Here is a 13,613-nt window from a genome sequence, read left to right on the forward strand (position 1 = left end):
AACGAGAAAGGCTCAGAACCACCCCTCCTTCAAATCCCTCATCGCCGCACCGAGCTTGGCCGCCACGTCCGTTGCTCCCACGGCTTCCATCGCCATTCCGCCCTCGCTTACGCAGAGCTCCGCTGCGCGTCCGCTCAGCCACGCTCCCAGCCCCGCGCTACGTTGCAGCGGCAGATGCTGCGCCGCAAAAGCCGCGCACACACCTGACAGCACATCGCCCATGCCGCCGCTCGCCATGCCGGGATGCCCCGTCGTGTTAAACAGCGTCTTTTGCCCGTGGGTCCCGATCACCGTTCGCGCCCCCTTGAGCAGCAGCGTGCGCCCCGGCGCATTCTCGGTCAGCGCCTCCACCAGCGCACGGCGGCTCATGCCATGCCAGCCTGGAAAATTGCGCAGAATGCGGTCCATCTCGCCGGGGTGGGGTGTCATCAGTCGTGGCAGTTCTCCCGTGGCATCCAGCACTTCCGGATGTTTCGCCAGCATCGTCAGTGCATCTGCATCCACGACTGTGGGTGTCTGGCTCTCTTTCAGCACTTCCACGATCTCCTTCTCATGGGCGAATCCCAGACCGGGTCCGATCGCCAAAGCATCAAACCGAATCTCCAACACTTCGCGATAATCCGTCACCGGTTTCACCATCACCTCCGCCGGCATTCGCGGTGCGATGATCGGATACGCTTCCGGCCGTACCAGCAGCGTCACCAGGCCCGCGCCAGCGCGCATCGCCCCTCGGCACGCCAGCTCTGCCGCCCCCAGAAAGCCCGGCGAACCTGCCAGAATGCCCACGCGTCCCGCTTCGCCCTTGTGCATGTCATTCGCGCGCCGAGGCAGCCATTCCCGCAGCAGGCGCGGCGTTAGCACCTCCGCCTGCACATCACCTTCTGCGTCAGAAAGCTCCGCCAGCGGCACCAGCGCCATTCGGCCCACGTAATGATCCGCTCCATCCTCCAGCAGCCCTGCTTTGATCTGCGCCACCACCGCTGTCACATCCGCCTCCACCGCATCTTCACATGCTTCTCCACGGTCCCCATCCAGGCCTGAGGGCAGGTCCATCGCAATCGTCATCGCATGCCGTTGCGTACGCAGCAGGTTCATCTCTCGCGCCAAGGCGCGCAGTTCCGGCTTCAGCGGCCCCTTGGCTCCGATGCCTACCAGCCCGTCCAGACTCACGATAGGTCCCGCCGGAAAATCAAACGCCATCACATCCTCCAGCACCCGTACCAGGCTCCCCAGTCCCGAAAGATGCTTCTGCGGCAGCTCCTTCATCGCCTCGGGCTTGCAGCACAGGCGCACATACACTTTCCAGCCGTCATCCTTCAGCTCCCGCGCAGCCACCAGCGCATCTCCGGCATTGTTACCTTTCCCGAGAAACAGCACCAGCGATCCCACACGTGGCGCAAACTGACGCACCACATTTGCAATCCCGCGCCCCGCCTCCTCCATCAGCGCCGCCGCGCTCACTCCGCGTTCAAAAGCCGCATCCTCGCATTGCTGCATCTGGCGGCACGTCAGGATCATGGCAGTTCGGCTGCATCCAGCAGCATGGCTTTGAGCGTGTAGGCAGCCTGCAGCGTCTCCTGCACCGTGCGAGAGGCAGGCTGGGAGATCACGCGCGTGCCTTTCGCCGTGGTCTCCAGTGCACGGGAAATGGTGGCGATGCTTTCCGTCTCCGGCCCGCCCAGCACAAACAGATGCATCAGCCGCTCTCCATCTCCCTTCAGTCCCTTTTTCAGCTCTTCGAGCGCTGCAGGCGTGTCCGGGATGAATGCGAAACGCAGGGAGCGCACCACTTTCTCACCCGTGATCTCGTGCGCGATGCTCAGACTTTCAGCGATCGCCTGCGCCGTGCTCTCGGCGCGCTCTGGTTCGCCACTGTAGAGCGCCAGCACCATCACCACCTCCATCGGCTTCTTTGCCCCGGTAAGTTCGGCATCAATCACGGACTGCTCCGTGCCGAAGCGTTTTCGCCTCACGTTGTAGCCCATGTTCTCCGCCCCCATGGTGGACTCCAGATAACCCGGAATGCTTAGGTCACGGTCCGGCTTGCTCAGCGCCGAGCGCAAGATGCCCGCATGCCGCTCAATACCCTCAGCGCTGATCGTCCGGCGCAGCGCCATCGCATATTTGAACGATCGGTCCGCCGCCTGGTCCTTCTTCCACTGCCAGATGCCAAAGGAGGCGATGCCAAGGAAGATCGTGCCCACAGGCAGCATCACCAGCGCAAAACGAATCCAGCGTCCAGGGTTAGGGTTGGGGGCGGGTTGGGCTTCGGTCATCGGCGGCGGACGTTGTTGGCAGTGAATTAAAAACCACCGTCAACGATCGTTCAGCCACCGTCAACCGCCGTCAGCGCCCTCAGCAAATCCGCCACCGTCTCCCTCTGCCCTGGCAGCACCAGCTCCGGCCGTATGTCCGCCAGCGGCTCCAGCACAAAGCGTCTCAGGTGCATGCGCGGGTGTGGCAGCGTCAGCACCGGATCATCGCTCACCACATCATCCGCATAGAGCAGGTCCAGATCCAGCGTGCGAGGCGAGTTCCTCTCCCGCTGCTCCGGTCTTCCCAGCGCCTGCTCCACCGCCTTCAAATGCGCATGCAGCTCCTCCGGCCTGCACTCCGCCGCCACCTCGATCACCGTATTCAAAAACGCCTGCGTTCCCGGCGCACAACCCACCGGCTCCGTTTCATACACCTTCGCACTCGCATTCATCCGAATTCCCGGCACACGTCCCATCAGCATTTCAATTCCACGCCTCACATTCGCAGCACGATCACCAAGATTGGAGCCGAGTGCGATGCCGAAGTTCATGGTTTGCAATTGTTGGCAATGGTTTCAGTCGTTTGGAAACCATTGCAAACAACGGCAAACCACTGCCAACCATCGCAAACTTTTATTTCAGCCCCAGCACATCCTGCATGTCATACAGTCCCGCAGGCTTTCCTTCCAGCCACACGGCGGCACGCACTGATCCATTGGCAAAGGTGTCCCGGCTGCTCGCCTTGTGCGTCAGCTCCACGCGCTCGCCCACGTTTGAAAAGATCACCGTGTGGTCGCCCACCACATCGCCGCCGCGGATCGCATGCACACCGATCTCCTTCGGAGTCCGTGCGCCCACATCGCCAAAGCGGCCGTGCTTGCAGTCTTTGTCGTATTCCAGCCCGCGCACGTCCGCCAGGATTTCCACCAGCGTACGCGCCGTTCCGCTTGGCGAGTCCTTCTTCATGCGGTGGTGCATTTCCACCACTTCCAGGTCAAAGTCCGGCCCAAGCAGTTCTGTCGCCTTGCGTGTCAGCCAGAACAGCGTGTTGACGCCAATGCTGTAGTTGGACGCAAACACCACAGGCAGAGTCTTCGACGCCTCGCGGATGCGCGCCAGTTCTTCATTGGTATGTCCTGTCGTTCCGATCACCAGGCTCTTCTTCTGCTTCAGGCACTCGTCCAGCAGTTCGTTGGTGAAAAGGTGGGAGGAGAAATCGATCACGCTGTCCGCCTTCGCCAGCGCCGGTGCGAGGGCATCGCCCAGGTCAACGGTGGACGCGACGGCGACGCCTTGGGCTTCGGCGGCACGGATGATGGCCTGGCCCATGCGGCCTTTGCTGCCAGTGATGAGAAGTTTGAGGTCGGACATAACGGGCCGGGTTGATAAGCGGGGCGTCGCGATTATGCAAGAGGCGGCTGAACACTGAGCATGGGGTCCCCCAGCAGCATCTCGTCAAAAGTCCCGTTCGCCGCCCGTTCCGCCGGCGGCCAGAAAACCCCTTCACGGATCCTTTTCACCGCTTCCTCCGCACACTTCACCGCTGCCTCCATCAGTTCCTCGTCAAATCCTTCCCAGGACAGGATTTCCGTCTCCTGAATGCTCTTCGGCAGGGCAAAATACGCCACCCGGCTCACCTCCTGCCCGCGCTGCCGCAGTGCCGCCGCATACAGCGGCAGCTGCAGATCCAGCCAGAGGCCCCTCTTTCCATCCGGCAGGTCAAAGCACTTCCATTCGTCCGCCTCCGTCAGCTTCGTCCGCGCCGTGATCACCTTATAGTGAGACTCTTCCGGAGGCCGCGGTTTGTCCGAGCTTTTGAAATCCACAATCCGCCAGGTGCCGTCCACATTCTGCTCCACCCGGTCGATCCGGCCCTTCAGTCGTGCGCCAGTGATTAAAAACGGCACCGCATCGTCACTTCCGCCAATCTGCAGCTCCGCCTCCATGCAGCGCCATCCCTGCTGCCTGTTTTTGGCCTCCACCCGCGCCGCCTGCTGCAGCCGTTGCAGAATGCTGTCCAGCTGCAGGGTGATCAGTGGCGCGGGGCGCTCGCCGTAGATCTCCCTCACACGCTCCCTCGCAGCCACTTCCAGGCACTCTGCAATCTGTGCGGGGTGCGTGCAGTCGCGCATGCTTCCGTCCAGGCTCAGCTGATGAAACGCATGATGAATCAGATTGCCATATTCAGCAGCATCCAGCTCACGCTTGCCCGTTTCCACGGCGCTCATGTTCTTGGTGTAAGTGAGATAGTAGCGAAACGGACAGCTCAGGTACTCCCGCAGTCTTGAAGTCGAAATGGTGGTCACTTCCTTCGGACTCCAGTCCGGCTTCAGCTGCCACGCCAGCGTGCGTTTTGGCTCCGCCTCCACGTGCTGGTCTTCCTCCTTGGGAAACAGATGGGCCACACGCCGCGGCAGCGCCCGGTTGTCACAGAGAAACAGCAGCCGCGAAGGCCTCAGCGCATCGCCTCCCTCACTCCACTGGCCGCACAGCAGTTGGAGCTTTCCGCGCTCGTCCAGCCGCTGTTGCGCCAGCGCTGCCAGGATGAAGGCATCACGCGCAAATCGTGTGTTCTGGCACGGCAGGCCCAGCGCGCTGCGCAGCCCGTCCGGCAAAAAGGGATGGCTGATGAAAATGCCCGGCACATGCTCCTCGTTCAGCCCTGTCACGATCAGGTTCGGCGCTTTTTCCCAAAGCAGTTCCAGCCAGCCTTGCAGCACCAGGTCGATCTCCCCGCGCGGCTCCGCCAGACGGCTTTGCGCCAGACACTCCAGCGAGAGAGCAAAAGTATCCTCCCCGTTAGGCTTCAGCCCAAAGCGCCTCGCCTCCAGTTCCAGTTCCTCCGTGATCCTCAGCCACTCGCTTGCGAGTTCCGTCCGTTCCCGATGCCCCGGCGCTTCAGGATTGAACTCCCGCTCTCCCAGCAGTCTCAGGATCAGCGTCCGCGCCGCCTGCGTTGGCGTCTGCCTGCGCAGATCATCCAGCAGCTCCAGCGTATGCTTCACCGCGGGGAGCAGGGCAGGGTATCTCGCCAGCGGCAGTTCCTTCGAATGCGCCAGCGTTACCGGCAGGTGCTCGCTTGTAAAATCATCTGCCGCACGCAGCAGCGCAGAAACGCTGAACTTCTCCGCACCGTCTTCCGCCAGCATCTTCAGAATCGCCGTCCCCTTCGCCTCCTTCGGGATCACCGCTTCACGGAATTCCTCCACTCTCAGCAGTGCCGCAAACGCCCGCCATGCACCTGAGCTGAGCAGCACGCGGAAACACTCCAGCACATGCCACAGCCCCTCGCGCTGCACAGGAATCCCACCCGGCTCAAAACTCCGCGCATCTTCCAGCGCCAGCTTTTCCAGCAGCAGGCTGCTCACCTCCGCATCACAAACACCGAGCGCCGTGCGTCCCTGCGGCACCAGCTCCCGCATCAGGTCCAGTGTCCGCGCCGCTTGTGCGGAAGGATCACGCGTCACATGGATCTGCTCATTTTCAAACGGGAGGCTGCTCTCCGCGTCCTCTCCCCAGTTTTGGGTCAGGGGTCTGCCACAGGCATCAAACGCGTGCGCCATCGCCTCCGGTGCCTGCACAGCGATCACCACCTTCAGCCCGCGCTTCGCACATCCTGAGATCCAGGCATCCAGCAGAGGCGGAAGGTCCGGAGACGCCAGCACCACGACTCTTTCCACTCCTTCCGGCAGCACTGGCTCTTGCGCATGCTGTCTCTTCAGTGCTTGCGCATCCGCCACCTTGGCGCCCGCAAGTTCCTCAAAATACACCTGCTCAATCCTCGCCAGATCCTGCCACCGCGCCACATCGCGCTGCGCCGCGGGCTTGTTCGCAGTGTCCTCAAACGTCAGCCCGCCAGTGCCCAGCAGCATCTTCAGTTCCGCCAGCATCCGCCCCGTCTCTGCCTGCCAGCCCCAGCCACGCTCCTTCGGCAGTTTCGGAAACAGCGCCGTCAGTTCCTCCAGCGGCACGCGCTCCAGCGCGCGCTGCCACGCCATCTGTGCCTGCAGCGCAGTCGCAGCTTCAAACCGGCGCGTTTGCGGCAGCAGGGCCTGCTCTGGCAGCCACAGGTGCGGCACGAGGGCGGCTGTTCCCGTCTCATTCGTCTTTTGCGCCAGCGCCTCACGCAGCCGGCGTCCTGCCTCACCGTTTGGCACCAGCAGCAGGGAGCTGCTCAGGTCCAGCGCCCGTGTGCCGTCCCAGCCTCGGCAGAGGAAGCCCACGGCCTTCTCCAGCACCGGTGCATCCCATCCCCAGAACAGTCGCTGAACCTTGCTGCTCATGCCTGTGCCAGTTTCTGAATGATGTCGCTCACGATCTCCTCCGGTGTCTGGTCAATCGGCACCCGGATCACATCCGGCGTCACGTCCAGCGTCGCCAGCTGACTTTCCAGAAGGCTCGGCGGCATGAAGTGTCCTTTGCGTCCCGCCAGGCGGGAGGCGATCAGTTCCTGTGTTCCGTCCAGCAGCACAAACCGCAGCGTTTCCGCGGAGTCATGCGCACGCAGCCTGTCTCTATAAATCGGCTTCAGCGCCGAGCAGGCCAGCACATAGATCGGCGTCAGGTGCCGCATGTCCTCGATCCGCTGCCGCAGCGTCGCATACCACGGCCAGCGGTCCTCATCGTTCAGGGGCGTCCCGGCGGACATCTTGGCCTTGTTGGACGCCGGGTGGAAGTCGTCTCCATCCTCAAAGACGCCGTCCAGTTTCGCGGCCAGCAGGCTGCCGGTCACGGATTTACCGCAGCCGGAGACGCCCATGATGATGATGGTTTTTAGATCGGGGTTGAGCATGAGTGAAGGTGATTTTTGTGAAGCTTGACCGTGAGGCATGCCACGCTGAGGGTGCGGGCCGAAGCCATGAAATTCCCCATTTTGACCGCTCTTCTGGTGCTCGGCACCGCCTTTGTCACTGCTGAAGACAAACCTGCCGCCGCCAAGCCGGAGGCCGCCAGGGAAATCGTCCTCTTCAACGGCAAATCCCTCGACGACTGGGAGACCGTGGACGTCGGCGGCAGCGGGGTGGTGGATCTGGAGGGTGGCCTCATGATTATCAATCAGGGGGAAAACGTGAGCGGTGCCATTTACAAGAAAGCCGCCGCTCTGCCAACGACCAACTACGAGATCACTCTCGAAGCCAAGCGCATGCAGGGCGTCGATTTCTTCGTCGGCCTCACCTTTCCCGTCGGCGATCTCAAACACTGCGCCACTCTCATCTGCGGCGGCTGGGGCGGCAGCGTCACCGGCATCTCCTGCATCGATGGCATGGACGCCTCCGACAACAACACCTCCAGCTACCAGCGCTACAAGGACGACGAGTGGTACGCCATCAAGCTCCGCGTCACCCCAAAGAATCTCAGCGCCTGGCTCGGAGACAAGCAGATCATTGACGAAGACATCGAGGGCAAAAAAATCGGCATCCGCCCCGGCCCCATCGAAAGCTATCTGCCTCTCTCCCTCACGACCTTCAGCACCACCGCGGCCATCCGCAATGTGAAGCTCACCCCCATCGTGGAGAAAAAGTAATGCCGCCCCTCAGCGTGCTCCGCTCCCTGGCTCTTGCCTCTTGTGCTGCGCTGGTCTCCTGCCATTCGGTCATCCGGGTGGAAATGCCCCGCGCTGAAACCTCTCTGAGCACGCGTGAGAAGCGCCATATGGCTGCGGTGCTCGATCACATGGCCGCAGGCTGGGACGCCATGCACCAGGGGCCTTCCGCCAGACGCCGTCAGGCGCAGGATCAGTATGATCAGGCCCTTGCCAGCTTTTTGCGTGAATGGGATGACCACCAGAGCCCCCGCTACTGGCAGACCGGCACCGTCTTCACCTCTGGAGAGCATTCATTTCAGATCGACTTTGATCCCAAGTCCGATCCCCGCCGCGAAGTCGCACCCGCGCAGATGGACCAGATCATCCTGGCCTCACGCAGGCGCTCCCATGCGGAAGACACCCTCTCGGAGCGTCCAGGCATCGGCGTGCCTGTCGTCGGTCATGTGACCCGCACAAACGAGGCCCGCAAAGAACACCCTTTTATGCCACCCAATGGGGGCAATCTCACCCTCACCGCTGTCATGGAAGTGGACGCAGACGATGGCAATCCCGCCACTCCCCGCCGCTGCCGTCTGCATCTGCACAATGCCTTGAATGTCGAAACCGTGAAGATCCGTCAGGACGAGCGCCTGCTGGCGGCCAATTTCACGGCCGCAAAGGATCGCGCACTCTCCAGGAAATCCCTCCGGCTCTTTTCCTGGCTGGGCCTCCTCTATCCCGAACGCACCCTGGGCGACTGCCAGCTCTACCGCATGGACTCGTATGATCCCCGGCGCATTCCCGTGGTGTTCGTCCATGGCCTCATGTCAGACCCCCACATCTGGCTGAATGTCGTGAACGCCATCAGTTCAGACCCCGAGCTGCGGAAAAAATATCAGCCTTGGTATTTCCTCTATCCCACCGGCATGAGCGTGCCGCAGACTTCCGCTCGTCTCCGCGCCTCCCTGCAGCAGGCTCGCGACTACTACGACCCCGATCACAACGATCCCGGCATGAACCGCATGATCCTCGTGGGCCACAGCATGGGCGGGCTCCTCAGCCGCATGCAGGCCATTGATCCCAAGGACAAGCTCTGGAACTCCATCTTCAGCAAGCCCCCGGAGCAGCTGAATGTCTCGGCTTCCGAACGCGCACGCCTCGTTGGCACGCTCAAATTCAAGCCGCAGTCCCAGGTGAAGCGTCTGGTGTTTATCACCACCCCGCATCGCGGCAGCAGCATCGCCGGCATGAATATCGTCCGCCGCCTCGCCTCCCTCATCCGCCTCCCGGTGGATACGCTCCTCGTCTCCCAGCAGCTCCTCACCGGCAATACCGACGCCCTCAATCCCCAGATCCGTGACTGGGGCTTTTTCGCCTTTCTCAGTCTAGGCACTCTTTCAGACGAGCATCCCTTTTACCAGGGCTTGAATTCCGTGCCCATCCCCGTGCCCTACCACTCCGTCATTGGCCAGTTCGGTCGCAAGCCTCTGCTCGAAAGTTCCGACGGCGCCGTGCCCTACTCGAGTGCTCATCTCGACGGCGCCAAGTCCGAGAAAGTCGTCCCCTGCTGGCACGGCTGCGTCGAGCGCCCCGAAGTCGTCCAGGAAGTCGTCCGCATCCTCCGCGAGCACCTGCGTGAATCTGGCACGCTCTGAGCACTTCGTCCGCCTACTCGAACTAGTCCTGCCTCCTATCGCGCCGCCGCAGCACGCGCATGATCGATACTTCGCACATGGTGCACGGCATGGCGGCAGTTGGTTCTGCTTTCCGCTCCATCGTCTTTTGAGTCCCTCATTTCCCGCAAGAAATCAGCATGCCCGCATGGAACCCGCGCAAACCCACGTTCTTCCCATACCAGCCTTCCCATGAAACTTTCGCTCCTCCTCGGCATCCTCGCCTCGGCCCTGTTCACCCACGCCGGAGACCTCCCCTTCACCCAGGTCCCTGCTGAATTCGCCGGGAAGTTCTCTCCCGGCAAATCCCCCCTCATCTTCAACGACGGCACCCCCGTCAAAACGCCCGCCGACTGGCAGAAACGCCGTGCCGAAATCCTCACCGGCTGGCATGGCATCATGGGCGCTTGGCCCGCGGTCATCGAGCGTCCTAAAATCGAAGTGCTGGAAACCACCAAAAGGGAAGGGGACATCACCCAGCGCAAGGTCCGCATCGAAATCGCCCCGGGCCAGACCGGCCTCGGCTATCTCCTTCTCCCCGCCACCGCCGGCAAGCGCCCCGCCGTTTTCGTCCCCTACTACGATCCCGAAACCAGCGCGGGCCTCAGCGAAAAACCCCTGCGCGACTTTGCCTGGCAGCTTGCCCGCCGTGGCTTCGTCACCCTCTGCATCGGCTCCCCCGGCGGCGATGCCCGCAAGCCCGTGCTCAGCGATGCCGCCAAATGCCAGCCACTCTCCTACCTCGGCTACATCAGCGCGAACATGTGCCAGGCCCTCGCCTCCCTCCCCGAGGTCGATCCCGCCCGCATCGGCATCGTCGGCCACTCCTACGGCGGCAAATGGTCCCTCTTCGGTTCCTGCCTCTGGGACAAATACGCCTGCGCCGTGTGGAGCGATCCCGGCATCATCTTCGACGAAACACGCCAGAGCATCAACTATCAGGAACCCTGGTACCTCGGCCTCGATCCCGCCCTCACCCGCAAGCCCGGCCTCATCACTCCTGACAGCCCCCGCACCGGCGCCTACAAAACCCTGGTCGTAAAAGGACACGACCTCCAGGAACTCGAAGCCCTCATGGCCCCCCGGCCCTTCCTCGTCTCCGGTGGTGCCGAAGACCCGCCCAAGCGCTGGACCGTCCTCAATCACTCGATCGCCGTCAACAACCTGCTCGGCGTCTCCAGCCGCGTGGCGATGACCAACCGCGAAAAGCACGACCCCAACGAAGAATCCAACGAGCAGATCTACCGCTTCTTCGAGTACTGGCTCAAGCCATGAGCAGGGAAGGGGGCTGCTGGCGGCCGCCCTCGAAGGTAGCCACCTGAAACTTAAAACTTTAGACTCGAATCTCCCTTCCCGAGTTTTGTGCTTTGGGGCAAACGCGGCACTTGACGGGAGGCGCCTCTGTCCACGAAGGTACACACCCGACCAACCGTTCCTTTTTTTGCCGAGAACATGCCCGAAGACACGCCCTCCTCTGCCTCTGCCGATCCTGCCATTCAAGCCGCCCGCTCGGTGGTGGAGGCACAGCGCGCTGCAGTGAAGGAGTTCCCCGGCAAGGCGCCCGCTCTCGCACGGGCGCTGCTCGCTTTGGGCGATGCCCAGCGTGAGGCCGAAGACATCGCTTCCGCCGAAGCGACCTACCGTGAAGCCCTCGACTTCGCGGCAAACCACGAACTGCCGGGCGATGTTCTGGCCAGCCTCCGCACCAATCTCGCCACCCTGCTGGACTTCAGCGGCCGCGAGGCCGATTCTCTGCCCTTCTACGAAGAGGCGATCAGCAATCATGAGGCATTGGGCGGTGAAAATGCCGAGATCGCAGCCCAGCTCCGCAACAACCTCGCCATGACCTACAAGTGCATGGACAAGTTTGCCCTCGCCGAGCAGCACTATCTCCGTGCGCTGGAGACTCTGGAAAACAAACGCGGTCGCAGATCAGAATCCGTCGCCTGCGTTTTCAACAACCTTGGTAGCCTCTACTACGCCGCCGGCTTTCCAGACCAGGCCCGGGAGATGTTTGAAGACGGCCTGCAGATCCGCGCCGAAGTGCTCGGAGAAAATCATCGCGATGTCGCGCAGTCCCTTTGCAATCTCGCCACCGCCTGCCACGAGCTTAAGGACAATGCAGCCGCGCAGCAGCATTTCGAAAAGAGTCTCTCCATTTTGGAAGCACAGCTTCCGCAGGAGTCACGCAGCTATGAGGCCATCGCCACCGACTACATCGCCATGCTTGAGATCATAGGCGAAGAGCCCAAGGCAGATGCCCTGAAAAAGCGCGTGTACAAGGTGCTTGCCTCAGTTTGATGCACGGTCGCGTTTGCCAAATGCTTCCTCCGCATGAAAGGTAGGCGTGGAAATGAATTCCCTCCCCCCGTCGCAAGAAAAAACCTGGACCGGCACCGCAGTGTCGAACGGGGTTGCGCATGCGGTCGTCCATGTTTTGAAGGATCATTTTGACGAGCCTGATGAGGACAGCATCGAGCCGGGAACCGAAGACCATCAAATGCAGCGCCTGCACGCCGCGCTCGCCGTCACCAGCAAGGAGATCGAGGAGCTTCAGCGCGTCATGGCCGGGGAGCAGGGCAGTGCTGAAAGTGAGATCTTCGAGACGCATCTCCTCATCCTGCAGGACTCCACCATCCTGAAACAGACCGAAAAGACCGTCCGCGATCAGCGGGTCTGTGTGGACTGGGCCTACTACAAGCTCATGTGCAAGCACATGGACGCCCTTCGCGGTCTCTCAGACGCTTATTTGCGGGAGCGCTTCCTCGACGTCAAGGATGTCACCCACCGCGTCATGCGCCATCTCCGCGGCGAGTTCCTTGACCACCCCATGTTTGACGAGCCGGTCATCATCGTCGCTCATGACCTCACCCCGTCGGACACCGTTCAGCTGGACCGCAGCAAGGTCCTCGGCTTCGCTTTGGAAACCGGCAGCGCCGTCTCCCACGCCGCCATCATCGCCCGCTCGCTGGCTCTCCCCGCAGTGGTCAAAATGCACGGCATTTGCGATGAACTGCACAGCGGAGACACCGTCCTGCTCGATGGAGACGGAGGGCTCCTCATCAAAAATCCCAACGCTGAAACCCTCGCCCGCTATCGCCTGCGCGAGGAGCAGGCCGAGCGTCGCGAGGATGCCTTCCAGCTGGAGCGCCACAAGCCCTCGCTCACCAAATGCGGCACCGCCATTTGTGTCGGGGCCAATGCCGAGTTCATCGAAGAAATGAAGATCGTGCAGGACAGCGGCGCCGAGGAAGTGGGCCTCTTCCGCACCGAGTTTCTCCACCTGGAAAATCCGGACGCCACAGAGGATCAGCTAGCCACCGCCTACAGCCGCATCGTCCAGTCCCAGGCTCCCAAGCGCGTCGTCTTCCGCACGCTCGACCTCGGGGGTGACAAGGTCGATGAGCGTCTCGCCGTCGATCCTGAGCCCAATCCCTTTCTCGGCTGGCGCGGCATCCGTCTCTCCCTCGGTAGGCAGGATCTGTTCAAGCGCCAGCTCCGTGCCCTGTTGCGTGCGGCCGTGCATGGGCGCGTCGGCATCATGTTCCCCATGGTCTCCGGCGTGCAGGAAGTCATCGAAGCCAAGGCCATCCTCAGTGACTGTGCCGAAGAACTTACGAAGGAAGGCATCTTCGTGCCGGAGGAGATCGAAATCGGCGCCATGATCGAGATCCCCAGCGCCGCTCTCTCTGCCGATCTTATCGCCGCAGAAGTGGATTTCCTCAGCCTCGGCACCAACGACCTCACCCAGTACACCATTGCCGTGGACCGGCTCAATGATCGCGTCGCTGCGCTCTACCAGCCCGCTCATCCGGCTGTGCTGCGCCTGATCGGCATGTCCGTCAAAGCCGCGCGCGCTGCCGGCATTCGCATTGGCATCTGCGGCGAGATGGCTTCGGATCTCACCCTCACGCCCCTCATGATCGGGCTCGGCCTGAACGAACTCAGCGTCGCCACCACCCAGATCGCCCGCGTCAAGCACGCCGTCCGTCGCCTCTCCATTCCCGACTGCGAAGCCCTCGCCAAAACCGTCCTAAAATGCGCCAGCCCAGCCGAGATACGTGCTCTCAGCCGGGCCGTCGCAGATCGCTGCTACCCTGAATTGTTCGAATAAGGCGAAGTTGCCGTGGCGTGGAGTTCAGTGGTTTGGAAGCAACCGCC

Annotated in this window: 11 protein-coding genes; 5 read left to right on the forward strand and 6 right to left on the reverse strand. The window is 62.1% G+C overall.

What is annotated here, in order from left to right:
* Positions 1 to 12 precede the first annotated feature (12 nt).
* From ACILSO_RS27565 to ACILSO_RS27590, 6 genes are all read right to left on the reverse strand, one after another.
* Entirely contained in the window at positions 13 to 1,518 is a 1,506-nt protein-coding gene (locus ACILSO_RS27565; protein WP_395740709.1) for an NAD(P)H-hydrate dehydratase, read from the reverse strand.
* Positions 1,515 to 2,276, reverse strand: a complete 762-nt coding sequence (locus ACILSO_RS27570; protein ID WP_395740710.1) for a hypothetical protein — start codon at positions 2,274 to 2,276, stop codon at positions 1,515 to 1,517. The genes ACILSO_RS27565 and ACILSO_RS27570 overlap by 4 nt, the downstream gene beginning before the upstream one ends.
* 50 nt (positions 2,277 to 2,326) lie before the next feature.
* Positions 2,327 to 2,806, reverse strand: a complete 480-nt coding sequence (folK, locus tag ACILSO_RS27575; RefSeq protein ID WP_395740711.1) for a 2-amino-4-hydroxy-6-hydroxymethyldihydropteridine diphosphokinase — start codon at positions 2,804 to 2,806, stop codon at positions 2,327 to 2,329.
* 82 nt (positions 2,807 to 2,888) lie between these two features.
* Complete coding sequence (gene dapB, locus ACILSO_RS27580; RefSeq protein WP_395740712.1) at positions 2,889 to 3,626, reverse strand: 4-hydroxy-tetrahydrodipicolinate reductase; 738 nt, start codon at positions 3,624 to 3,626, stop codon at positions 2,889 to 2,891.
* Positions 3,627 to 3,658: 32 nt separating this feature from the next.
* The gene (locus tag ACILSO_RS27585) at positions 3,659 to 6,538 is read right to left on the reverse strand and encodes a PD-(D/E)XK nuclease family protein (protein WP_395740713.1); all 2,880 of its coding nucleotides are present in this window, start codon (positions 6,536 to 6,538) and stop codon (positions 3,659 to 3,661) included.
* A complete protein-coding gene (locus ACILSO_RS27590; protein WP_395740714.1) occupies positions 6,535 to 7,047 on the reverse strand; it encodes a gluconokinase in 513 nt (170 codons plus the stop codon). The genes ACILSO_RS27585 and ACILSO_RS27590 overlap by 4 nt, the downstream gene beginning before the upstream one ends.
* A gap of 66 nt (positions 7,048 to 7,113) precedes the next feature.
* On the opposite strand from ACILSO_RS27590, the gene ACILSO_RS27595 reads away from it, so the two are divergent.
* The 5 genes from ACILSO_RS27595 (at position 7,114) to ptsP (ending at position 13,566) form a co-directional block, all read left to right on the forward strand.
* Positions 7,114 to 7,779 (forward strand): DUF1080 domain-containing protein, encoded by a 666-nt coding sequence (locus ACILSO_RS27595; protein WP_395740715.1) that lies wholly within the window; start codon positions 7,114 to 7,116, stop codon positions 7,777 to 7,779.
* A 14-nt stretch (positions 7,780 to 7,793) separates the two neighbouring features.
* On the forward strand, positions 7,794 to 9,434 hold the full coding sequence (locus ACILSO_RS27600; protein ID WP_395740716.1) for an esterase/lipase family protein: 1,641 nt from the start codon (positions 7,794 to 7,796) through the stop codon (positions 9,432 to 9,434).
* A 210-nt stretch (positions 9,435 to 9,644) separates the two neighbouring features.
* Entirely contained in the window at positions 9,645 to 10,727 is a 1,083-nt protein-coding gene (locus ACILSO_RS27605; RefSeq protein WP_395740717.1) for a sialidase, read from the forward strand.
* A gap of 177 nt (positions 10,728 to 10,904) precedes the next feature.
* Positions 10,905 to 11,753, forward strand: coding sequence for a tetratricopeptide repeat protein (locus ACILSO_RS27610; protein ID WP_395740718.1), 849 nt, complete (start codon positions 10,905 to 10,907; stop codon positions 11,751 to 11,753).
* Positions 11,754 to 11,805: 52 nt separating this feature from the next.
* Positions 11,806 to 13,566, forward strand: coding sequence for a phosphoenolpyruvate--protein phosphotransferase (gene ptsP, locus ACILSO_RS27615; protein WP_395740719.1), 1,761 nt, complete (start codon positions 11,806 to 11,808; stop codon positions 13,564 to 13,566).
* The last annotated feature ends 47 nt before the right edge of the window (positions 13,567 to 13,613 follow it).

Source organism: Prosthecobacter sp. (genome assembly GCF_044226605.1).
Lineage (GTDB): Bacteria > Verrucomicrobiota > Verrucomicrobiia > Verrucomicrobiales > Verrucomicrobiaceae > Prosthecobacter.